The organism is Haemophilus parainfluenzae T3T1 (assembly GCF_000210895.1).
Lineage (GTDB): Bacteria > Pseudomonadota > Gammaproteobacteria > Enterobacterales > Pasteurellaceae > Haemophilus_D > Haemophilus_D parainfluenzae_A.
On record NC_015964.1, the window covers coordinates 205913 to 228449 of the forward strand.

The 22537-nt window shown below is 39.2% G+C and carries 24 protein-coding genes; 4 read left to right on the forward strand and 20 right to left on the reverse strand.

The features are described from left to right. Nucleotides 1-9: 9 nt before the first annotated feature. From rpsP to PARA_RS01125, 20 genes are all read right to left on the reverse strand, one after another. Nucleotides 10-255, reverse strand: a complete 246-nt coding sequence (rpsP, locus tag PARA_RS01030) for a 30S ribosomal protein S16 (protein WP_005697005.1) — start codon at nucleotides 253-255, stop codon at nucleotides 10-12. A 225-nt stretch (nucleotides 256-480) separates the two neighbouring features. Beyond that, the gene (gene gdhA, locus PARA_RS01035) at nucleotides 481-1830 is read right to left on the reverse strand and encodes an NADP-specific glutamate dehydrogenase (RefSeq protein WP_014064143.1); all 1350 of its coding nucleotides are present in this window, start codon (nucleotides 1828-1830) and stop codon (nucleotides 481-483) included. A gap of 233 nt (nucleotides 1831-2063) precedes the next feature. Next, entirely contained in the window at nucleotides 2064-3086 is a 1023-nt protein-coding gene (gene hemB, locus PARA_RS01040; RefSeq protein WP_014064144.1) for a porphobilinogen synthase, read from the reverse strand. Nucleotides 3087-3142: 56 nt separating this feature from the next. Next, complete coding sequence (tatC, locus tag PARA_RS01045) at nucleotides 3143-3937, reverse strand: twin-arginine translocase subunit TatC (protein WP_014064145.1); 795 nt, start codon at nucleotides 3935-3937, stop codon at nucleotides 3143-3145. Between the two features lie 9 nt (nucleotides 3938-3946). Then, nucleotides 3947-4552, reverse strand: a complete 606-nt coding sequence (tatB, locus tag PARA_RS01050) for a Sec-independent protein translocase protein TatB (protein ID WP_014064146.1) — start codon at nucleotides 4550-4552, stop codon at nucleotides 3947-3949. 2 nt (nucleotides 4553-4554) lie between these two features. Continuing rightward, nucleotides 4555-4785, reverse strand: a complete 231-nt coding sequence (gene tatA / locus PARA_RS01055) for a twin-arginine translocase TatA/TatE family subunit (RefSeq protein ID WP_005695386.1) — start codon at nucleotides 4783-4785, stop codon at nucleotides 4555-4557. 201 nt (nucleotides 4786-4986) lie between these two features. Then, nucleotides 4987-6906, reverse strand: coding sequence for a BCCT family transporter (locus PARA_RS01060; protein WP_014064148.1), 1920 nt, complete (start codon nucleotides 6904-6906; stop codon nucleotides 4987-4989). 64 nt (nucleotides 6907-6970) lie between these two features. Then, nucleotides 6971-8998: a BCCT family transporter gene (locus tag PARA_RS01065; RefSeq protein ID WP_014064149.1), complete on the reverse strand. Its 2028-nt coding sequence runs from the start codon at nucleotides 8996-8998 to the stop codon at nucleotides 6971-6973. Nucleotides 8999-9270: 272 nt separating this feature from the next. Continuing rightward, complete coding sequence (locus tag PARA_RS01070) at nucleotides 9271-10092, reverse strand: hypothetical protein (protein WP_014064151.1); 822 nt, start codon at nucleotides 10090-10092, stop codon at nucleotides 9271-9273. 81 nt (nucleotides 10093-10173) lie between these two features. Beyond that, the gene (mnmA, locus tag PARA_RS01075; RefSeq protein ID WP_014064152.1) at nucleotides 10174-11322 is read right to left on the reverse strand and encodes a tRNA 2-thiouridine(34) synthase MnmA; all 1149 of its coding nucleotides are present in this window, start codon (nucleotides 11320-11322) and stop codon (nucleotides 10174-10176) included. Between the two features lie 111 nt (nucleotides 11323-11433). Beyond that, the gene (locus tag PARA_RS01080) at nucleotides 11434-11640 is read right to left on the reverse strand and encodes a tautomerase family protein (protein WP_014064153.1); all 207 of its coding nucleotides are present in this window, start codon (nucleotides 11638-11640) and stop codon (nucleotides 11434-11436) included. 30 nt (nucleotides 11641-11670) lie between these two features. Continuing rightward, nucleotides 11671-11931: a (Na+)-NQR maturation NqrM gene (gene nqrM, locus PARA_RS01085; protein ID WP_014064154.1), complete on the reverse strand. Its 261-nt coding sequence runs from the start codon at nucleotides 11929-11931 to the stop codon at nucleotides 11671-11673. Nucleotides 11932-11933: 2 nt separating this feature from the next. After that, on the reverse strand, nucleotides 11934-12974 hold the full coding sequence (locus PARA_RS01090) for an FAD:protein FMN transferase (protein ID WP_014064155.1): 1041 nt from the start codon (nucleotides 12972-12974) through the stop codon (nucleotides 11934-11936). Between the two features lie 132 nt (nucleotides 12975-13106). Beyond that, nucleotides 13107-14342: an NADH:ubiquinone reductase (Na(+)-transporting) subunit F gene (nqrF, locus tag PARA_RS01095; RefSeq protein WP_014064156.1), complete on the reverse strand. Its 1236-nt coding sequence runs from the start codon at nucleotides 14340-14342 to the stop codon at nucleotides 13107-13109. 10 nt (nucleotides 14343-14352) lie between these two features. Further along, nucleotides 14353-14949, reverse strand: a complete 597-nt coding sequence (gene nqrE, locus PARA_RS01100; RefSeq protein WP_005695377.1) for an NADH:ubiquinone reductase (Na(+)-transporting) subunit E — start codon at nucleotides 14947-14949, stop codon at nucleotides 14353-14355. Between the two features lie 3 nt (nucleotides 14950-14952). Further along, complete coding sequence (locus PARA_RS01105) at nucleotides 14953-15582, reverse strand: NADH:ubiquinone reductase (Na(+)-transporting) subunit D (protein ID WP_005695375.1); 630 nt, start codon at nucleotides 15580-15582, stop codon at nucleotides 14953-14955. Further along, the gene (locus PARA_RS01110; RefSeq protein ID WP_005695373.1) at nucleotides 15582-16373 is read right to left on the reverse strand and encodes a Na(+)-translocating NADH-quinone reductase subunit C; all 792 of its coding nucleotides are present in this window, start codon (nucleotides 16371-16373) and stop codon (nucleotides 15582-15584) included. Before PARA_RS01110 ends, PARA_RS01105 begins: the two co-directional genes overlap by 1 nt. Continuing rightward, a complete protein-coding gene (locus PARA_RS01115) occupies nucleotides 16366-17601 on the reverse strand; it encodes an NADH:ubiquinone reductase (Na(+)-transporting) subunit B (protein ID WP_014064157.1) in 1236 nt (411 codons plus the stop codon). Before PARA_RS01115 ends, PARA_RS01110 begins: the two co-directional genes overlap by 8 nt. Nucleotides 17602-17603: 2 nt before the next feature. Continuing rightward, complete coding sequence (locus PARA_RS01120; RefSeq protein WP_014064158.1) at nucleotides 17604-18947, reverse strand: Na(+)-translocating NADH-quinone reductase subunit A; 1344 nt, start codon at nucleotides 18945-18947, stop codon at nucleotides 17604-17606. Between the two features lie 402 nt (nucleotides 18948-19349). After that, nucleotides 19350-19661: a BolA family protein gene (locus PARA_RS01125; RefSeq protein ID WP_014064159.1), complete on the reverse strand. Its 312-nt coding sequence runs from the start codon at nucleotides 19659-19661 to the stop codon at nucleotides 19350-19352. 84 nt (nucleotides 19662-19745) lie between these two features. Here PARA_RS01125 and PARA_RS01130 point away from each other — a divergent pair, with 84 nt between their 5' ends. From PARA_RS01130 to yggU, 4 genes are all read left to right on the forward strand, one after another. Further along, nucleotides 19746-20345, forward strand: a complete 600-nt coding sequence (locus PARA_RS01130; protein ID WP_014064160.1) for a YajG family lipoprotein — start codon at nucleotides 19746-19748, stop codon at nucleotides 20343-20345. Nucleotides 20346-20657: 312 nt separating this feature from the next. Further along, a complete protein-coding gene (gene corA, locus PARA_RS01135; RefSeq protein WP_014064161.1) occupies nucleotides 20658-21605 on the forward strand; it encodes a magnesium/cobalt transporter CorA in 948 nt (315 codons plus the stop codon). Beyond that, entirely contained in the window at nucleotides 21605-22150 is a 546-nt protein-coding gene (locus PARA_RS01140; RefSeq protein ID WP_014064162.1) for a YggT family protein, read from the forward strand. The genes corA and PARA_RS01140 overlap by 1 nt, the downstream gene beginning before the upstream one ends. Nucleotides 22151-22228: 78 nt before the next feature. Further along, nucleotides 22229-22516 (forward strand): DUF167 family protein YggU, encoded by a 288-nt coding sequence (yggU, locus tag PARA_RS01145; protein WP_014064163.1) that lies wholly within the window; start codon nucleotides 22229-22231, stop codon nucleotides 22514-22516. Nucleotides 22517-22537: the final 21 nt, after the last annotated feature.

Genomic DNA, 22537 nt, shown 5'->3' on the forward strand with positions numbered 1-22537 from the left:
AAAGCGAGATTATGCTTTTTGGGCTTCTTTTACCAAAGTTGCAACACGATCTGAAAGTGATGCACCTTGAGCAACCCAGTGGTTTACACGCTCAAGATCAACACGAAGACGCTCTGCGTTACCTTGTGCGATTGGGTTGAAGAAACCTACACGCTCAATGAAACGACCGTCACGTGGTGAACGACTGTCAGCTACTACGATTTGATAAAATGGGCGTTTTTTAGCTCCGCCACGAGATAAACGAATGGTTACCATAACCTTCCTCTAAATGTTTAATTACTAAAAGAATATTCTCAAACTCGAAAGTGATTTAAGAATATAGCTTACTTTTTTCTCTGTATATATAGACAAAAAGCCTGAAGATTTTACACTTTTTGAGCAAAAAAGCAAGCCGATCGCCTATTTCAACTGAACAATTCGCCATAAAAAATGACCGCACTTCATCACAAAGTGCGGTCAAGTTTTCACTAATTTATTGGATTAATAAACCCCTTGTGCCAACATTGCATCGGCTACTTTTACAAAGCCAGCTACGTTTGCGCCCACTACATAGTTAATGTTTGCTTGGCCTTCTGCTGAACCGTATTTTTTACAGTTTGCATGAATATCTAACATGATGCGATGAAGCTGTCTGTCCACCTCTTCAGCAGTCCAGTATAAACGTTGTGAACTTTGCGCCATTTCTAAACCTGATGTCGCAACACCACCTGCATTAGCCGCTTTACCTGGGCCAAATAATACACCAGCCTCTAAGAATGCTTCTGTCGCTTCGATAGTAGTTGGCATGTTTGCCCCCTCAGCGACTAATTTCACACCATTTGCAATTAAGGCTTTTGCATCAGAGATCTCTAATTCATTTTGGGTTGCGCAAGGAAGTGCAATATCTGCTTTCACTTCCCAAGGGCGTTTACCTGCAAAATATTGAAGACCAAATTGTTTTGCAAACTCTTCTACTCGACCACGTTTTACATTTTTAAGCTCTAATAACGCTTCTAATTTTTCACGATCGAATCCTTCTGGTAAATACACGTAACCTGCAGAGTCAGAACAGGTTACAACTTTCGCACCTAGCGCCATCGCTTTTTCAATCGCATATTGCGCCACGTTACCCGAACCGGACACTAAAACCGTTTTACCTTGGAAACTATCCCCTTTCTCTGCAAGCATTGCTTGGGCAAAATAAACCAATCCATACCCTGTTGCTTCTGGGCGAATTAAGCTCCCACCGAATGAAAGACCACGACCAGTAAAGACACAAGCAGCTTGGTTTGATAATTTTTTCATATAGCCTGCAAGATAGCCTACTTCACGACCACCTACACCAATATCACCGGCGGGCACATCGGTATCTGGGCCAACATGACGATACAATTCAGCCATTAACGCTTGGCAGAAACGCATCACTTCAGCATCTGATTTGCCTTTAGGATCAAAATCTGAGCCGCCTTTCGCACCGCCCATTGGCAATGTGGTTAAGGCATTTTTAAAGATCTGTTCAAAACCTAAGAATTTTAAGATTGATAAGTTAACGGATGGATGAAAACGCATACCCCCTTTAAAAGGACCAATTGCACTGTTGAATTGCACACGGAAAGCACGGTTTACTTGAACTTGACCTTTATCATCAGTCCATGCCACACGGAATTGGATTGCGCGCTCTGGCTCAACTAAACGCTCTAATAAAGCTTCTGAACGGTATTTAGGGTTTGCTTCCAAGAAAGACCAGATTGACGTGAAGACTTCACGAACGGCTTGTAAAAATTCAGGTTGGTGGCCGTCACGTTGAGCCACTTTTTCAAGAAATGCGTCTAATGATGCTACTGCTGACATAGGATTTTCCTTCTAGTAGTGAGTTAATATGATGTGTGTAATGTTATTTTATTTATCACCGTCTTGTTGCGGCGTGTCATCAATATAACAATAGAAAAATCAACTAGGCAATAGTTTTTTTATAGAAAAAATGAAGAAAAAATAAAAAACGAGAAAAAATTTAATATTTTCTCGTTTTTATTAGATGAGTTCTAAAATCAGCACCTAGATTAGCACTTCAAGTTAAAAAGTGCTTATTTATTTTTACCTTCTAAGTAAAGCCATTCAGCGACTTGCTTCGCAAAATACGTCAAAATACCATCCGCACCCGCACGCTTAAAGCAAAGCAATGATTCCATAATGCATTCTTTTTCTTTCAGCCAACCATTTTGAATGGCTGCCATATGCATCGCATATTCACCAGAAACTTGATAAGCAAAGGTTGGCACGCCGAAATAGTCTTTCACACGATATACCATGTCTAAATATGGCATACCTGGTTTCACCATCACCATATCCGCGCCTTCTTGTAAATCAAGTGCGACTTCTTGCAAGCCCTCATTGCCATTTGCCGGATCAAGTTGGTAAGTTTTCTTATCCCCACCTTTCAGATTACCCGCAGAACCAACTGCATCACGGAATGGACCATAGTAATTAGACGCATATTTCGCTGAGTACGCCATAATTTGTGTATTGATATGGCCATTCTCTTCCAATGCCTGACGAATACGGCCAATACGACCATCCATCATATCACTCGGTGCCACAACATCTGCACCCGCTTCAGCATGGGAAAGTGCCTGTTTGATCAGAATATCTGTCGTGATATCGTTTAAGACATAGCCTTCTTCATCAATGATGCCATCTTGTCCATGGATAGTATAAGGATCAAGTGCCACATCAGTTAATACGCCTAATTCTGGATACGCAGCTTTCAATGCTTTTACGGCACGCTGTACCAAACCATTTGGGTTAAACGCTTCATCTGCCATTAAAGATTTTTTATCTTGCTCAACTACAGGGAATAATGCGATCACTGGCACACCATATTTTACTAAAAGGCCTGCTTCAATTAATAATTGATCGATGGTTAAACGCTCAACTTTAGGCATAGAAGGCACTGGTTCACGATGATTTTCACCTTCAATAATAAATACCGGATAAATTAAATCATTCGCTGTTAAGGTATTTTCTGCCACTAAACGGCGGCTAAAATCATGTTTACGTAAGCGACGAAGACGACGGGTTGGAAAACCGCCTAAAATTTGTTGAGTCATAATAATATTTCCTGTTTTTATGATGTTAAAAGGGCGTATCACCTACGCCCATTTTCTTAATCTTTGTGATTCAAATCACCTTGATTTTCTACCGCACTTTCTTCATCAGCTGCCTCTTCTTCATCCTCTTTCGGTTGATAGAAACGTGCAACTAACAAGCCTAATTCAAAGAGAAGACACATTGGTACAGCAAGTAAAGTTTGAGAGAACACGTCTGGTGGCGTTAAGATCATGCCAACAAAGAACGCTCCCACAATAATATAAGGGCGTTTTGCCGCCAATGCTTTTGTGGTTGTGACACCTGTCCAGCAAAGCAAAATAATAGCAACGGGTACTTCAAAGCACACACCGAAAGCCAAGAATAATGCTAGCGCAAAATCAAGGTAACTGCTGATATCTGTTGCGATAGCGACCCCTTCTGGTGCAGTTTGCGTAAAGAAACTAAACACGAAAGGGAAAACAACATAATAAGCAAACGCTACACCGCAATAGAATAAAACTGTACTGGAAAACAATAACGGATAAATTAAACGTTTTTCATGTTGATACAGTGCCGGCGCAACAAACGCCCAAATTTGATAAAGCAAATAAGGTACAGAAATAAACACCGAGACAATCGCGGTTAATTTAATTGGCGTAAAGAAAGGTGTTTGGATATTGGTTGCAATCATCGTTGCACCTTTTGGCATCACCGCTGTTAAAGGTGCGGCAACAAAATGATAAATATCATTAGAAAAATAAACCAACGCCACAAAAACCACTAAAATACAAATTACACAACGTAATAAGCGGTTTCTGAGTTCAACAAGATGGGTAATTAACGGTTGGGAATCGTCCGTCGTATTGCTCATAATTATTCTCTAGGACTTAGCTTCAGATTTAGGTGCTGGTTGCAGTTCCACATCATCCGGCGAATAGTAATCAGATAAACGCTCGGTTAATTCAGCTTGTTCATGGGCTTCAAGTGCGGTCAAATCTACTTCTGTTTTTTCAGGTTCTGAAACTTCAGCAAGTTCATTCTCTACATGCTCTGCCGATGCTGTTTCAGCCGATTTTTCTGTAGTTTCTTGTGAATTCACCACGAGTTTTTCAGCAGAATCAGCCGAATTTTCAGCCGCACTTTTAATTTCTTTAATTTGCTCTTCTACCGTTGTGCCCGCTGCAGCTGCTTTTTCTTCTAGCTCCGCACGCATTTTTTGAGCCTGTTCTTTCAGCTCTTCAACGGTTTTACTTAAGTCTGGGGAAAGCTGTTTTAGATTAAGTTGTTCCGCTTTCTTAATGCTATCTTGCAATTCTTGCAATTTAAGCTCTTGTTTTAATTCATTTTGAACATTAGCTGCCAACCCACGGATTGTTTTCACCCAGCCCATTACCGTGCGAATAGCCACAGGTAAACGCTTAGGGCCTAGTACTACTAAGCCCACAAGCATCAATAAAACAAGTTCGGAAAAACCAATATCAAACACGGTTATGCCTGTTCTTTATCTTTTACAGTTTCAGTTTTTTCAGCGGTTGTTGTACCGTCTTTAATTTGAGTAAATTCCGCATCTTTTTTCGGCTCGTCATCAGACATCGCTTTTTTAAAGCCTTTTACTGCTGCGCCAAGATCAGAGCCCGCATTGCGTAATTTTTTTGTACCGAATACTAATAAAATCACGACTAATAAAATAATCATTTGTGCTGGGGATAAACCAAACATAGAAAAACTCCGTTAGAATTAAATTGAAAATTTGGGCTTGAATATACTCTTTTTATGCATTTGTCTCAAGAGGTAATTTTAAAAGTGCGGTCAAAAAAATTAGAGGATTTTCAACCGCACTTTCGTCTTCTTATTCAGCCAGTTCTGTTTATTCATCAGACATTAACGCTCATCCACCATATTAAGCTTATGTGACAGAAATTATGAAATAACAAAATCCAGTTCTTTCATGTATCGCTCATAACATTGCAAGATGTCCACGATCAAATCCTCTTCATTTGTAATACTCAAAGGATAACCTTCCAAGTGAATATTGGTTGAAACCATTAATGCATGATGAACTTGTGCAGTTTCAGGCTCAGGCTTCTCGAACAAGGTAATTTGGTAAAAAAAATCTTCTGCTAATCCATTTTCAATAGAAAGAACCAGTTGATTATTATCACGACCAAAATGTTTCTGTAAGGTCACATTTAAACCATAGGTACCAATGAGTAGCTGGCGCAACTCTCTCATTGCCAAAAGCGCCGTTGTTTTTAAATGTAAAATGGCATCATCTCGCTTAGGTTCAATCACTAACTGTCTTAAACGGCTACGCCAGTTTGCACCTGTCCACAAATCTGAAACCTCTGTGGAATAATATTGACGTTCAAATCGTAAGCCCTTCAACAAACTCCATGCCATCACAGACATCAATAGAGCAAAAGGTAAAGAAAAAAACAACATCGTTGATTGGAGTATTTCAATACCACCAAAAAGATAAAGCACAAACGTAACTACTGACAATAGCCCTCCCCAGAACATAGATTGCCAACGAGGTGAAATCTGGCTTTTGTCTTCAATCGCGATATTATTAAGCGTATAAATACCAAAGTTAATGGTGACGATAAAAAAGAGTGTGATAATAAATAAAGCTAAAGTTTTAGTTAAGCCGGAATAGGGTAAATAACTCAGAAAATCAAAAAGGAGTGACCCCACATTATTTACAGCTTGACCTAATGCCCCCTTAGCAAGATGTTCATTGACCCAAATGGCCCCATTTCCAAATACTGTGAACCATAAAACAAAGAATAAACTTGGCACCATCAATACGCCGAAAATAAACTCCCGTAAAGTTCGTCCGCGAGAAATCCGTGCGATAAAAATTCCAAACCCTGGAGCCCATGAAAACCACCATGCCCAGTAAAAAACGGTCCAATCCATAAACCAGTCTAGATGTTCTACATCATAGGCATAAGCCTTGAAGCCGACTCTAATTAAACCGCTTAAGTAGGTACCAATATTTTCTGTAAACGCAGAAATTAAATATATTGTCGGACCGAATAACAAAACCAGTAGCATAAAGAGAAATGTGACGCCTAGATTAAGCTCACTAAGAATACGGAATCCGTTAGCTATGCCCTGCAGTGAAATTAAAATAGCAATGATAAAAACACTCACCAAAATAAGGGGAACCAAATACGGTGAGTTATCCAATAAATGCATGGAATGGAACGCTGCAGCTAATCGAATTGCACTGTAACCTAAAGTTGCGACCACGCCAAATAAGGTAGTGCAAATTCCGAGAATATCAATGATATCCCCGACTCTTCCATTAATCTTTTCTTTCAGTAAGGGATAAAAACAAGAACGTAAAGAAAATGGCAATTTATAGCGAAATCCGAAGTAAGCAATCGTAAGTGCGATCAATCCATAAATAGCCCAAGCACTGATGCTCCAATGAAAAATACTAAAAAATAATGCCGTTTTAACTTTCTCATATTCACCTATTGGTGAAAGAAAGTGTGAAAGCGGTTCAGCGACACCAAGAAAAACAATGCCAATACCAATTCCAGAGGTAAAGAGTAATGCAATCCAAGAGCCTAATTTAAACTCTGGTTCTTCCTCATCACTCCCGAGTTTAATATCGCCATATCGTCCTAATGCCAAGAAGAGTAAAAAAAATAGAAAAAATGCACTCAGTAAAATATAAAACCAGCTAAATTGAGAGAAAATAAATGCTTTCGCCGCAGCAAGATAAGATATCGTTTGCTGCGTATCAAATAAAAGGGCTGCAATAATCGCTAAGCTAAAACCTAAACTGCCCCAAATAACATTTGCTTTGAACGTATTTTGTATCTTCATATTTGTTTTAAGATAAAAAGTGCGGTTAAAAATTTAGAGGATTTTCAACCGCACTTTAGTCTTATTATTCAGCCAGTTCAGTTTGCTCGTGTGCCATCAATTCTTGGCCAACGTCATCTAGCAAACTTAAGTAACGTTCATAATGTTTCAACATATCAGCAATTAATTCATCTTGATCCATATATTGCACATCATAACCCACTCGACCATCAAAGAAATAAGTGTATGGTTCATAAGTCATACTATGCTGGATATGTGGCAAGTTATCGTCATTAATTAATTGCTCTGACACCTCACGACCGATAGATTTCACCCCATACATAAAGTCTCGCATCAAATCTTTCTGAATGACTAACTCGACTGCAGGTTCATCTTGATCAAATAACGTGTTAATTTGTACGCTTAAGTCATATTTGCCAATCAACTCTTGACGTAATTCACGCATAGCTGGTAAAATCGTATGTTTAAGGAAACGTAAAATATCTTTTTCTTGCGTTTGGTTCATCATTTGTTCCAAACGTTCTTTCCATTTATCCCCCGTCCAGAAAATACTGGTTGGATTAACTTTGGTATCAAAATATTTTTTATCCGCATTCAAGCCTTTCCATAAACTAAAACACATCAACAACATCAACATGGCGAAAGGTAACGCCACTAATAGCGTCATTGCCTGTAGATTAGCCAAGCCGCCTGATTGCATCAAAACAATGGCGACAACTGACATTAATATGCCCCACATCACCGCTTGCCAACGTGGTGCAGCAAGACTTTTATCACGTGATGCAATGTTATTTAATACATAAATACCGGAGTCTGCTGAGGTGATAAAGAATAAAGAAATCACCACCAAACTCACTAAACCCGTTACACCAGAAAGCGGTAAATAATCTAAGAACTTAAAGAGCAACGTTTCAGGCGAAGAAATCATTTGTCCTAATGCACCAGCCGCCTCACCATCATTTAACCAAATAGCCGTGTTACCAAATACGGTAAACCACAAAATACCGAACATGCTAGGAATCACCAACACGCCAAAAATAAATTCGCGAATGGTACGCCCTTTCGAGATACGCGCAATAAATAAACCTACAAATGGCGCCCAAGAACACCACCATGCCCAATACAGAATGGTCCAACCGCTAAACCAGCCAGTATGTTCTTGTTCATAAACATAGGTTTTGAAGCTTAATTGGACTAAGTTGCTGAGATAAGTTCCGATGTTGTCGCTAAAAGCAGATAACAAATAAAGTGTTGGCCCCGCCACTAATACAAAAATCAACAAACAGAAAGCTAATGTTAAATTCAGCTCACTTAAGATTTTTACCCCTTTTCCTACACCAGAAATCGCGGAAAATGTGGCTAAACTCATCACGACAGCAATCACGATAATTTGCAGACTAAAGCTATTTTCACTAATCCAACCTAATTGATGTAAGCCAGCCCCCAATTGGGATGCACCAAAACCTAATGTTGTGATAATCCCGAATAAGGTGGCAAGTAATGCCATGATGTCGATAAGATCACCTAACTTGCCATTAATACGCTCTTTCAATAACGGATAGAAACAAGAACGTAATGCCAAAGGTAATTTGTAACGGAATCCAAAGTAAGCCAATGCTAACGCAATCGTGCCATACACCGCCCAGGCATGAATTCCCCAGTGGAATAAGGTGTGTAACAAGGCTTCTTGTTGCTTATGCTCTGCGCTGCCTGTGGTAATATCAGATAAGTAATGTGTCAATGGCTCTGCGACACCAAAGAACATCAACCCTACCCCCATGCCGGCAGCAAATAACATCGCCAACCAAGAAAGAAAACCGAACTCAGGCTCTTCTTCATCATTGCCTAATTTGATATTACCTAGGCTACTGACTGATAAAATGACTAAAAAGCCCAAAAACACTGAGAATGCTAATACGTAAAACCAACTAAAGTTAGCAAAAATGCCCGATTTTGCGGTATTTAATAAAGTTTGCGTTTGTTCAGGTGCGATTAAAATCATCGCGACAAGTAACACCACAAAAAATAACGTTGCACCAATCACTAAAGGATTGAACGACGTTTGCTTTTCCATAAATTTAGATAAAGACAACGCTTTCCCCTTGAAAATTAAGTGAATAAAAATAAAATCAGATTAATAAAACAAGGCCCTAAGCCCTAAATGGTGCGATGGAACCATCGCAAATGACAGCACGGAGAAGTGCGATTTTGAAGGAAACGCTCAGTAGGATTTGAGTGGATTGTTTCCAAATACGAAATTTATAATATCAAAATATCAATATTTTTTCAAATTAACGAAAATTAAAATACGATAAAGAAAAAGTGCGGTCAGAAAAATCGTTAAATTTTTGACCGCACTTTAACTTAATAATACTCATATGAATGTTCAACAATAGTGCTGCTAGGTTCATTAGCCTCATCAAACTCTTCATCCTTCAACACATTGCCATAGTTATCAACAGTCTTTTTCCAACGTTTTACAGAAGATTTTGAACCATCTCCAAATCCCAAAGGTGGGAATTCTTCAAATTGAATTTGATGTCCATTAGCATCAAAAGTCCTCACCTCTTTTCCACCATAACTGAATTCTGTCTGTTCAATTAGTTTTCCATCAGAGTATTTATTGGTATATTTTACAGGCTCAACAGCAAAAAGCTCATTCTTAAATTCTACAACATTGCCATGTTCATCATAATGGTAGCTATATTTGTTCATGCCATTTTCAAGTTTCTCGCACTCATTCTCACAAGAGTCATCTGTTTCTTTTTTAATGATTAATAATCCATTTTTATCATAAGTATTTTCAGATATAACTCGAGATTCGCTATCTTTAAATTTCTGTTTCTCTATAACCGTCAAAGTACCATCTGAATTAGTACGATAGCTATATTCGAGAACAGCGTCATCATCACTCCAAAAAATTTTAATCAATCGCCCTTGTTCGTCATACACAAAGTTTTTTGTTTGAGCAGAAGAATCTAATGTTTCTTCTTTGATTTTAAATCCCTTTGGATTAAAGTGAGTAATCTTATGTTCCAAAACAGAAGAATTACGTAGATCTGTTATTTTCATTTCCCATTTTTTTACTGGTCCTTTCAAATTTAATAAGGCTAAATCTGTTTTTAAGTGGGCAAAAAGTGTAGTGGAAAACAAAGTTAACAGACATCCCAATACGATGTGACGCATAAAAAGCTCCATTAGGTAAATAATTAAAAAGTGCGGTCAGAAAAATCGTTAAATTTCTGACCGCACTTTATTGAATGTTGATTAAATTCGTTCTTCGATAATGCCGCCACCCAAGCAGACTTCATCTAGGTAAAACACGGCTGATTGACCTGGCGTGACCGCGGCTTGCGGTTCGTCAAAAATCACGCGGATACAATCGTCATCAATTGGCTCAACCAAACAAGCGATGTCTGTTTGACGATAGCGCGTTTTCACTGTACAACGGAACGCTTCACGCACTGGTTCTCGATTGACCCAGTGGAGCTGTTTAGCAATTAATCCTTTAGAGAACAAGCGTGGATGATCATGTCCTTGCGCAACAATCAATTCATTGTTTTCGACATCTTTATCCACTACATACCAGGCTTCATCACCGGCATTTTTTAATCCACCGATACCTAATCCTTTTCGCTGCCCCAGTGTGTGGTACATCAAGCCTTCATGGCGACCAATAATCTCGCCATCTACGGTACGGATGTCACCTGGTTGAGCCGGCAAATAACGCGCTAAGAAATCTTTAAATTTACGCTCACCGATAAAGCAAATCCCAGTAGAGTCTTTTTTCTTCGCGGTAATTAAACCTAAATCTTCTGCAATAGCACGCACGATTGGCTTTTCGATTTCACCTACAGGGAAAAGGCTTTGACCTACCTGATGTTTACTCAACGTGTAAAGGAAATAGCTTTGGTCTTTGTTGCTATCTAAGCCGCGTAATAGCTCTGCTTGATTATCTGCACCACGACGACGCACATAATGGCCGGTAGCAATATAGTTAGCGCCCAAATCTTCCGCTGCATATTCCAAGAAAGCTTTAAATTTAATTTCTTTATTGCATAAAATATCCGGGTTTGGCGTACGACCAGCTTTGTATTCTGTTAAGAAATGTTCAAACACGTTATCCCAATATTCCGCCGCAAAATTGATTTTATGTAGCTTAATACCTAGCTTATCGCATACTGCCTGCGCATCAGCAAGATCCGCTGCGGCTGTACAATAATCGGTATCGTCATCTTCTTCCCAGTTTTTCATAAACAGGCCTTCCACTTGGTAGCCTTGCTGTTGAAGAATAAACGCAGAAACGGAGGAATCCACTCCTCCTGACATACCACATATTACTTTTTTAGTGGCATTTTCGGCAAGTTGTTCTGCAGAGAGTTTCGGAAAATGTTTTTCGTAGGTTTGTGATTTCATAGTTTAGTAATAAATGTTCCACTAAATAAATAATTGGGCATTCTACCGCAAATCAAGTAAGAGTAAAAATGCCCGACAATTTCGGGCACTTTCATACAGGTTACGGCATGATCACTTCATTGAACGTCGAGAAGTTACCGTTTTCCCTCCAATCCCCCAGTTATCCATATCGACTTCGTCAATAACCACCACTGTCGTTTCGGGATTTTTGTTTAACACTTTCTGTAATAAATGGGTGACACCTTCAATTAACTCTGCTTTTTGTTTAGCTGTCGGCGCCTCTGCTCCACCGGTCACTTTAATATTGACATAGGGCATACTGTTCTCTCATCACAACGTTAAATAGAACTACTTCACTTCATAAAATTGCGAATCATCGTCTTTCTTCGCAAATTTTTGTTCGTACTCAGCTTTGGCATTTTCATCGCCAGCATCTAATTTTTCTTGCAAAGTGTCACAAGGTTTATCGCAATCACAGGCTTTGGCAATACCGAGTGAGGAAAGGCCTCCACAGCTACCTTTTAAAGCTTGTTTTTTAAAGATAAAGCCTACTGACATCAATACGATAATTGCCACAAAAGCTAATAGGGTAAAAAATAACGTTTGCATGATTATTCCTTATTTGCGAGTAATTTTTGGAAGGCTGACGACATTTTTGTTTCAAAGCCTTTTTCCGTTTTCATAATTAAATACACTGGAATATTTTCTTTCTCGGCCACTTCAAGTGCTTTATTTTCACCGAGTACAAATAAACCTGTAGATAAGCCATCAGCAGTCATCGAACTTGGTGCAAGCACGGTAATTGAGGCTAAATGATGCTGAATTGGATAACCTGTTTTTGGATCGATTTCATGAGCAAAGCGTTGACCGTTTTCCTCAAAATAAATACGGTAATCGCCTGAGGTCGCCATCGCCATATTATTTAAACCAATCACTTCTTGAACGGCTCTTTCACCGGTATTATTCGGTTTTTCAATGGCGATTTGCCACGCTTTATTCTCGGGATTTTTACCTTTAGCGCGAATTTCCCCGCCAATTTCCACCATATAATTTTGCACGTGGTGTTGCTCTAATACATCCGCAACTTGATCCACCCCAAAGCCCTTAGCAATCGATGATAAATCAATATAAACTTGCGGTACTGCTTTACTTAATGTTGGGGTTTTACCGCTCATATCAAGGTGAATCTTATCAATTCCCACCCAACTTTGACGTTCAGCAAGTTGCTCTGGGGTTGGCTTACGTTCTGGGCGTTTTTCTGGCCCAAAGCCCCATAAATTTACTACAGGCCCGACTGTCACATCCAATGAACCTTCAGTAACCTTATTTAAACGGATCGCTTCTTGTAATACTTTGGCAAAGTCAGCAGAGATTTCAATTGGCGTATTCACTTGCGTATTTTGATTAAAGCGACTTAATTCGGAATCGTTAATGTAAGTGGACATTTTCTGATTCACATCTTTTAAAACCACTTCAATCTGCTCATGTGTTTTTTCAGCATTTTCTTTAACTGAACCGTCATCAATGTAGCGGATATGGTAAGTGGTTCCCATGGTTTTGCCGCTAAGTGAAATAATTTCGGGATCTTTTTTACAAGCACTTAATGAACAAGCCAAAGCAATTACAATCAATCCGCTTAATATTTTTTTCATCTATTCCTTCCTAAATATATGAATTACAGGCAAACCGACGCGTCTATCAGCTTGCCTGTAATCCATCTTAAATATTGACCGCACTTCATCACAAAGTGCGGTCAGTTTTAATGATGTTTGGGTTAACTAAAATCAACCACCGAAGTCATCTAATAAGATGTTTTCATCTTCAACACCGAGGTCTTTCAACATTTTGATTACCGCAGCGTTCATGACTGGAGGTCCACACATGTAGTATTCACAATCTTCTGGTGCTTCATGATTTTTCAAGTAGTTTTCATAAAGTACGTTGTGAATAAAGCCAGTGTAACCTGTCCAGTTATCTTCTGGTAACGGATCAGATAATGCCACGTGCCATGTAAAGTTTGGATTTTCTGCTTGAAGCTGATCAAAATCTTCTACATAGAACATTTCACGTTTAGAACGTGCACCATACCAGAATGACATTTTACGTTTAGAGTGTAAACGTTTTAATTGGTCAAAGATATGAGAACGCATTGGTGCCATACCTGCACCACCACCGATGAAGACCATTTCATTGTCAGTTTCTTTCGCAAAGAATTCACCGAATGGACCAGAAATTGTCACTTTATCACCCGCTTTTAATGACCAAATGTACGAAGACATTTGACCTGGAGGTGCATCAGGTTGACGTGGTGGAGGCGTTGCAATACGCACGTTAAGCATAATGATGCCTTTCTCTTCTGGGTATGAAGCCATAGAATAAGCACGGATAATATGCTCGTCTACTTTAGACACGTAACGCCATAAATCGTATTTGTCCCAATCTTCGTGGTATTCTTCTGGAATATCAAAATCTTTATAGTAAACCGTATGTGGATCAGCTTCGATTTGGATATAACCACCCGCACGGAAAGGTACTTCTTCGCCTTCAGGAATCGCTAATTTAAGCTCTTTAATGAAGGTTGCTTTGTTATCATTAGAAATAACAGTACATTCCCATTTTTTCACGCCGAAGATTTCTTCTGGAAGTTCAACGTCCATATTGCCTTTTACATTCACTTGGCAAGCTAAACGATAACCTTCTTTTGCTTCACGTTTATTAATGTGAGAAAGTTCGGTTGGTAAAATTTCACCACCGCCACTTTTCACTTTCACGACACATTGACCACAAGAGCCACCACCACCACAAGCAGAAGAAACGAAAATACCTTTACTTGCTAATGCACCAAGTAATTTGCCACCAGCAGGTAAGGTGATCGCTTTTTCAGGATCGTCATTAATAGTAATGGTGATATCACCAGAATCCACTAATTTTGATTTAGCGAATAAAATAATCGCAACGAGCACTAAAAGGATAACCGTAAATGCCGCAACACCTAATAATAAAATTGAAGATTCGCTCATTTATGCCTCCTTATAACTGAATACCAGAGAATGACATAAAGCCAAGCGCCATCAAGCCTGCAGTGATAAAGGTAATCCCTAATCCTTTTAAGCCTGCCGGTACATCGGCATATTTCATTTTTTCGGTTAAGCCTGCAAGCGCAACGATTGCTAACATCCAACCAAGCCCTGCACCCACACCATAAACTGCAGATTCTGCAAAAGTGTATTCACGTTGTACCGCAAAAGATACACCACCAAAGATCGCACAGTTTACGGCGATAAGTGGAAGGAAGATACCTAATGCGTTATAAAGTGCGGGGAAGAATTTATCTAAAGTCATTTCAAGAATTTGAACGATACCCGCGATAATCCCGATAAACGTAATAAAGCTTAAGAAGGATAAATCTACCCCTTCAACTAAGGCGCTATCTTTTAACACATGTTCGAACACAAATTGGTTCGCCGGCACAGAAATACCAAGCACCACTGTTACTGCAACCCCTAAGCCGAATGCTGTTGACACTTTTTTCGATACGGCAAGGAAAGTACACATCCCTAAGAAGAAAGAAAGCGCCATATTTTCAATGAAGATCGCCTTCACAAATAGGCTAATATAATGTTCCATTGATTATTTCTCCTGTTGCTCAGGTTTCCACGTTCTTAAGCCCCAAATAACGAAGCCAATAATAAAGAACGCACTTGGTGCAAGAAGGAATAAACCGTTTGGTTGATACCAACCACCGTCTTGAATTGTTTGGAATACAGGGAAACCAAATAAACGACCAGAACCGATTAGTTCACGTAATGTTGCAACAATTAATAAGATCGCACCATAACCTAAACCGTTACCGATACCATCAACAAAGCTTTCTAGCGGAGGTGATTTCATCGCAAACGCTTCTGCGCGTCCCATTACGATACAGTTTGTAATGATAAGACCAACGAATACAGAAAGTTGTTTAGATAAACCATAAGCATAAGCTTTTAGTACTTGGTCAACTAAGATTACTAAAGATGCGATAATCGCCAGTTGCACAATGATACGGATACTATTTGGAATATAGTTACGAATCAATGAAATGAACAAACTGGAGAAACCGGTTACCAAACTTACCGCAATCGCCATAACGATCGCGGTTTGTAATTGGGTCGTTACCGCTAATGCAGAACAGATACCCAAAATTTGCAAGGCAATCGGGTTATTTTTAACAATAGGATCGAATAAAAGACCTTTTAAGTTTACTTTTGCATCAGCCATTATTTGATTTCTCCTGCTTTAAATTTCGCTAAGAATGGACCAAAGCCATTTTGGCTGAACCAATAATCAAATGAACCTTGAACACCGTTACTGGTTAAAGTTGCACCTGATAAACCATCTACACCGTGCTCTTTATCTGCAGCAGAGCTACCTTTATAGATTTTGAATTTTTGGTTACCTTGTTCATCGAATAATTTTTTATCAACGAACTGTGCTTGCCAACGTGGGTTCGCAATTTCGCCCCCAAGACCAGCTGTTTCACCTTGATCATAGTAAGTAATACCTTTGATGGTATTTGCATCTGGTGCAACAGAAACAAAGCCATACATGGTTGACCATAAACCACGGCCATACATTGGTAATACCACTTGGGTTACATTGCCTTGTTCATCTTTTACAAGATAAACACGTGCTTGATTTGCACGAACCTTGATTCCGGCTTTATCTGCCTCAGCTGGGATAGCTTGGCTCTTAGCTGGATCTTTAACGGCATCTTTAGGTTCAAATTTATTAATTTCTTCTGCTGAAGCTTGAACGTAATCACCACTTTGCAAATCAACTAAACGTGGTTCAATAAATTTGCTGTAAGTGTCTTTAATTACTGATGCATTATCTTCTTTCATTAAGCCAGCAACAGTTAAAATGTTACGTTGAACGTCGAGTGCTTTTTGTTCATCTTGTTTGGATTTTAATGCTACTGCAGCACCAGAAACCACGATAGAACACACTAAACTTAGCAACACAACAACGGTAACTGTACCGCTAACGCTATCTTTATTAAATTTAGCCATTTGTTCTTGCTCTCCGACGTTTGATATTTGCTTGAACCACGATGTAGTCGAAAATTGGTGCAAATAAGTTTGCAAATAAAATCGCTAACATCATCCCTTCTGGATAAGCTGGGTTCACTGTACGAATTAATACCGCCATCACGCCAATTAACGCACCGTACCACCATTTACCCGTGTTGGTAAATGAAGCTGATACTGGGTCGGTTGCCATAAAGATCATACCAAGTGCAAAACCACCTAATACAAAGTGCCAATGCCAAGGCATTGAGAACATTTGGTTAGAATCAGAACCGATTAAGTTGAATAAGGTTGCTGTACCAATCATACCGATCATGACACCAGCCATAATGCGCCAAGAAGCAATTCGAGTGAATACAATCACTGCACCACCGATTAATAACGCAAGGGTTGAAACCTCACCCATTGAACCAGGGATATTACCAATGAAGGCATCCATCCAAGTAATAGGTTGACCGGTTACCGTGTGTTGTAATGCAGCTTGACCACCTTGAGACCATTGTGAAAGTGCGGTTGCGCCTGAGAAACCATCTGCAGCAGTCCATACTAAGTCACCGGAAATTTGAGCCGGATAAGCGAAGAATAAGAATGCACGACCAGCAAGTGCAGGGTTCATAAAGTTACGACCTACACCACCAAAGATTTCTTTCGCAACCACGATACCAAAGGTGATACCTAGTGCGGCTTGCCATAATGGCAATGTTGGTGGAACGATTAACGCAAATAAAATGGTTGAAACGAACATCCCTTCATTTACTTCATGACCACGCACCACTGAGAATAATAATTCCCAAATTGTACAAACGGTAAATACCACTAAGTAAATTGGTAAGAAGAAGATCGCCCCTAACGCCATTTTTGAGCCCCAAGTTGCATTATTGGTTAAATCTAAACCTAATGAACTTGCAAGCGCATAGTGCCAATCGTTAGCAATTAATTGATCTAAATTGCCTAATTGATTTAAGGCAGGGATCGCTTGGTTACCCACATTGTACATCCCATAGAAAATCGCTGGGAACAACGCAAGGAAAACCGTAATCATCATACGTTTTGAGTCTAACGCATCACGAACGTGTGTGTTTTTGTGCGTTACCGTACCTGGTGTATAAAGCAAGGTATAAATCGATTCAAAGACCGGATAAAGCTTGCTGTATTTACCACCTGGTAAAAACGCGGGTTCCATTTTTTCAAAAAGATTTTTTAAACCCATTTTTAACCTTCCTTCTCAATCTTATCTAATACTTGACGCAAGATTGAACCGTATTCATATTTGCCCGGGCAAACGAAAGAACATAATGCTAAGTCTTCTTCATCTAATTCAAGACAACCTAACGCTTGTGCACCATCGGTATCGCCCACGATTAAATCACGTAATAATAATGTCGGTAAAATATCCAACGGCATTACGCGCTCATAGCTACCGATTGGTACCATTGCACGCTCACCACCATTTTCTGCAGTAGTGAAATTGAATAATTTCTTACCAAAGTGACCTAATACGGTACGGGTAATCGAATATTTGTTCGATTGTGGTGTGATCCAACCTAAGAACTCTTTCTCATTACCTTCTGCAATCACAGAAACTTGTAATGCATAACGACCCAAATAGTCGTGAGCATCTTTTGCTGTTTGACCACAAAGCACAGAACCAGAAATCACACGGTTATTACCGTCTTTTAACTCACCTGCCGTTAATTGAGAAAGGTTAGCACCGATTACGGTACGAACTAAACGAGGCTCTTTCACTTGCGGACCCGCAAGAGAAATAATGCGTTCTAAATAAAGTTCGCCCGTAGTGAATAATTTACCTACAGCAATCACATCTTGGTAATTGATATGCCATACGGTTTTATTCACACCAACTGGATCGATAAAGTGAATATGAGTACCTACTAAACCAGCAGGATGAACACCACCAAAATCATGTACTTTTAGGTTAGGTAAATCCACGGTTGGGATATTGCTATCACCCGCTTTACATAAATTTAATGGTTTATTTGGGAATAGACGACTTAATACTGTTAAACCGTCAATAAAATCTTGCCAATGCTCTTTTAACACCACCTCTGGATTTGCTGCCAAAGGATTGGTATCCATCGCATTTACAAACAGAGAAGAAGGTTCTGCATCTAAGGCAGGCACTTTGCTGAACGGACGGGTGCGGAACGCTGTCCACAAACCGGATTCAACGAGGTTTTGTTTAACTTGTTCAGAAGAAAGCGTATTGAGCTCACCTGCGTTATATTTAGCGAAAGTAACTTGATCGTTACCTTGCACCTCAATGACCACAGATTGTAATACACGTTTTTCGCCACGATTAATTACAGTGATAGTACCACTTGCAGGGGCTGTGAAAACCACTCCAGGGTTTTTCTTGTCTTCAAAAAGCACTTGGCCTTTTTTCACAACATCGCCTTCACGTACCTTCATAGAAGGACGCATACCCACATACTCTTCACCAAGAATCGCAACCTGATTCACAGCGTTACCGCTATGGATTACTTGTGCTGGTTTTCCTGCAATAGGAAGATCCAAGCCTTTTTTGATTGTAATCATACTGTTTGCACTACTTTTCTAGGTTAAAAACACGATTGCGATTAAAGCATACACTCTAAAAGCAATCTCACGATTGAGCGTGACCAGAAAACACTTTTAAGATCAAAGCGTTATTAACTGACACATAAATTCAAAAACTCAAATCTGTTTAATTCCTCGATGAGTAAGAAATTACTTACACAACCAGAAATTGAAATTCGAAAATTAAAAGCGCCTTATTCTATCGAAAAATGGGCTTTTATTCCACTTTACGCCCTTACTTTTTGTGAAATATTTGTGAACCTTTTAGACTCATACTTATTAGGAGTTAGAAATAAATAGGAATTAAAAATAAAAAAGAGAGAATGTCTCTTACCTTCTCTCTTCTTATGAAAATCTAATATAGGGAACGTAAGGAAATACTTACTGTCCAACACCAAGACAATTTGGTGATTTTGGAAATGCTTCACCTAGACTCTCCCATTCGCTTTTTGTATAGAGGTGAAGAGCTAATGCGTGAATGCCATTTTTTAAATCATCGGCAAAAAGTTGGTAAAGTTTTTGGTGACGCTGCACCTTGCGCATGCCTTCAAAAGCATCGCTGACAATCACTAATTTAAAATGAGAATCGGCTCCACGACCGGAACTGTGCATATGGCTTTCATTTTCCACGGTGGCAAAGTGCGGTTGAAATTCGGTTTGAATTCTCTCTAATAATTCTTGCTGTTTTGACATAAATAAACTCCCTAACTTTTTGCTATACATTCAGCGTTAAGTTTGTAAGAATAACACAAATTAACCTAATTCAATGAGGAAATTATGAAAGTAACAAACAAAATCAAAGTATTATCAACAATGACGTTGGCGGCTGCGACATTATTTTTAGCAGGTTGCCAAGCGCAATCTAATACCTTAACTTTTACCCCTCAATCGCCAACTGCATCAATGAATATTAACCAATCAGCAGTGGTAACAGTTAATACTCGTGATTCTCGTCCACAACAAGAAATTGCAACTTATACTAAATCAGGTGAGCTGATTAAATTAAACGCCTCACCAAGCGTCACTCAACTTTTCCAACAAGTGATGCAACAAAATTTAGTCAGCAAAGGGTTCCGTATCGGGCAAGCTAATAATGCAAATGCTGGTGTAACCGTTGAAGTGAAAGAATTCAATACTCACGTAGATCAGGGTAATTTACGTTATACCTTGAACAGCAAAATTCAAGCAGTTGTTTATGTACAAGGTCCACGCGGACAATACAACAAAACCTTTAATGCGACCCGTTCACAATCTGGCGCATTTAATGCGAGCAATGATGAAATTCAAAAAGTGTTAGGCGAAACCTTCAAAGATATTGTTAATAATATTTATCAAGATCAAGAAGTTACTAACGCAATTAATCAATATACTAATTAATTAAAAGTGCCATGTCCTTTTCAATAATACTTGACGAAAGCGCCTTTCAAGCGTAACATTCGCCCGATTTTTTAACGAGAAGGACACACACTTTGGACAGTCATAGTCGATACCGAATATCGCTTTAGACTCTCGCCTCTTATCAGCGAGAGTTCGCTGGTAATCAATTTACCTTTCTTCGGCATCTTTTATCGAACGAAACCCATTTTTAAAACATACAAAAATTTGACCGCACTTTTCTCTAGTGCCAATTTCGTTTGATCTTTTTTTGTTCACTGTTGGATCTTCATAATCCCAAAAGGAGTATGACCAATGATTAACGCTTTTGCCATTAACGATTCCCGTTTGCTTCGTATTGATGACGAACCAGCCGAGCTCAGTTCTGCTATTTGGTTAGATTTACTGGAGCCGACAGGGGAAGAACGTGAAATGCTGCAAGAAGGCTTAGGACAAAGTCTCGCCTCATTCCTCGAATTAGAAGACATCGAGGCATCCGCGCGTTTCTTCGAAGACGAAGACGGTTTACACTTGCACTCATTCTTCTATTGTGAAGACGAAGAAAACTACGCTGACCTCGCAAGCGTGGCATTTACTATCCGTGATGGTCGTCTATTTACCTTGCGTGATCGTGAGTTACCGGCATTCCGTTTATATCGTATGCGTTCCCGTAGTCAACGCTTATTAGAATGCAATGCGTATGAAGTTTTGCTCGACTTATTTGAAACCAAAATTGAGCAATTAGCGGATGTTATCGAAAACGTTTATGCGGATTTAGAAAAATTAAGTCGTGTAATTCTAAACGGTACGCAAGATGAAGCTTTCGATGAAGCCTTAAATACCCTAACAGAACAAGAAGATACCAGTTCTAAAGTGCGTTTGTGTTTGATGGATACACAACGTGCATTGGGTTTCTTGGTGCGTAAAACACGTTTACCGGCTAATCAGTTAGAACAAGCTCGTGAAATCTTACGAGATATCGAATCCTTGCAACCGCATAATGAGTCTTTATTCCAAAAAGTAAACTTTTTAATGCAGGCGGCAATGGGTTATATTAATATCGAGCAGAATAAAATCATGAAATTCTTCTCGGTGGTGTCTGTGATGTTCCTACCGGCAACACTTGTGGCATCCACTTACGGAATGAACTTTGAATTTATGCCGGAGCTTCATTTTAAATATGGCTATCCAATGGCTATTGGCTTAATGATTGGTGCGGCACTTACACCTTACATCTATTTCAAACGGAAAGGTTGGTTATAATGGAAATTTCCCAAACTGCGTTATTTTTAGGATCGATTATCGATCTGTATTGTTTAGTGTTAATTTTACGCGTATGGCTTCCCTTAGCGAACGTGGATTATTACAATTCTATTTCTCAATTTACACTGAAATTTACCCAACCAGTTGTTGCACCATTGCGTAAAGTTTTTCCTGTGGTGAAAAAAGTGGAAACTGCTGCACTGGTTTTAGTCTTCTTGCTTTGCGGATTAAAATCGGTTCTGTTTGGCGGGTTAAATCTCAACTACTTCCTACTATTGGGCATATTAGGGTTGATTAAAAATATCGGTATAGCTATTTTCTATGTGTTAATCGCCGGTGCAATTTTAAGTTGGTTTAATCGTGGCAATAATCCTGCATTCTATGCGTTATATCAACTTACCGAGCCATTATTAAAACCAATTAAACGCATTTTACCAACCGTGGGCGTCATTGATTTTTCACCGATGGTTATCGCTATTGTTCTATTATTTTTGAATAATCTCTTTTACGATTATTTCAAGGTTTTATGGGTAATCGCCGCTTAAAGTGCGGTCAAAAATAACATTATTTTTTCGGGCTGGATTTTCCAGCCCTTCTTGTAAATGTGGTGAGTAAATTTAGTTATGTCTGCAATCGAACAAACGCCTGAAGGATTACGTCTTAAAATCATTTTGCAACCCAAAGCTAGCAAAGATCAAATCGTGGGATTACATGATGATGAGCTCAAGATTACGATTACAGCTCCACCAGTTGATGGTCAAGCAAATGCCCACCTGCTGAAATTTTTGAGTAAAGCATTCAAAGTACCTAAGAGCTCAATAGTTCTTGAAAAAGGTGAATTAAACCGACATAAACAAGTTTGGATTCCTTCGCCTAAATTAATTCCATCCGAAATTCAAAATCTCTTATAAAATCAGCAAAAAAATCACCGC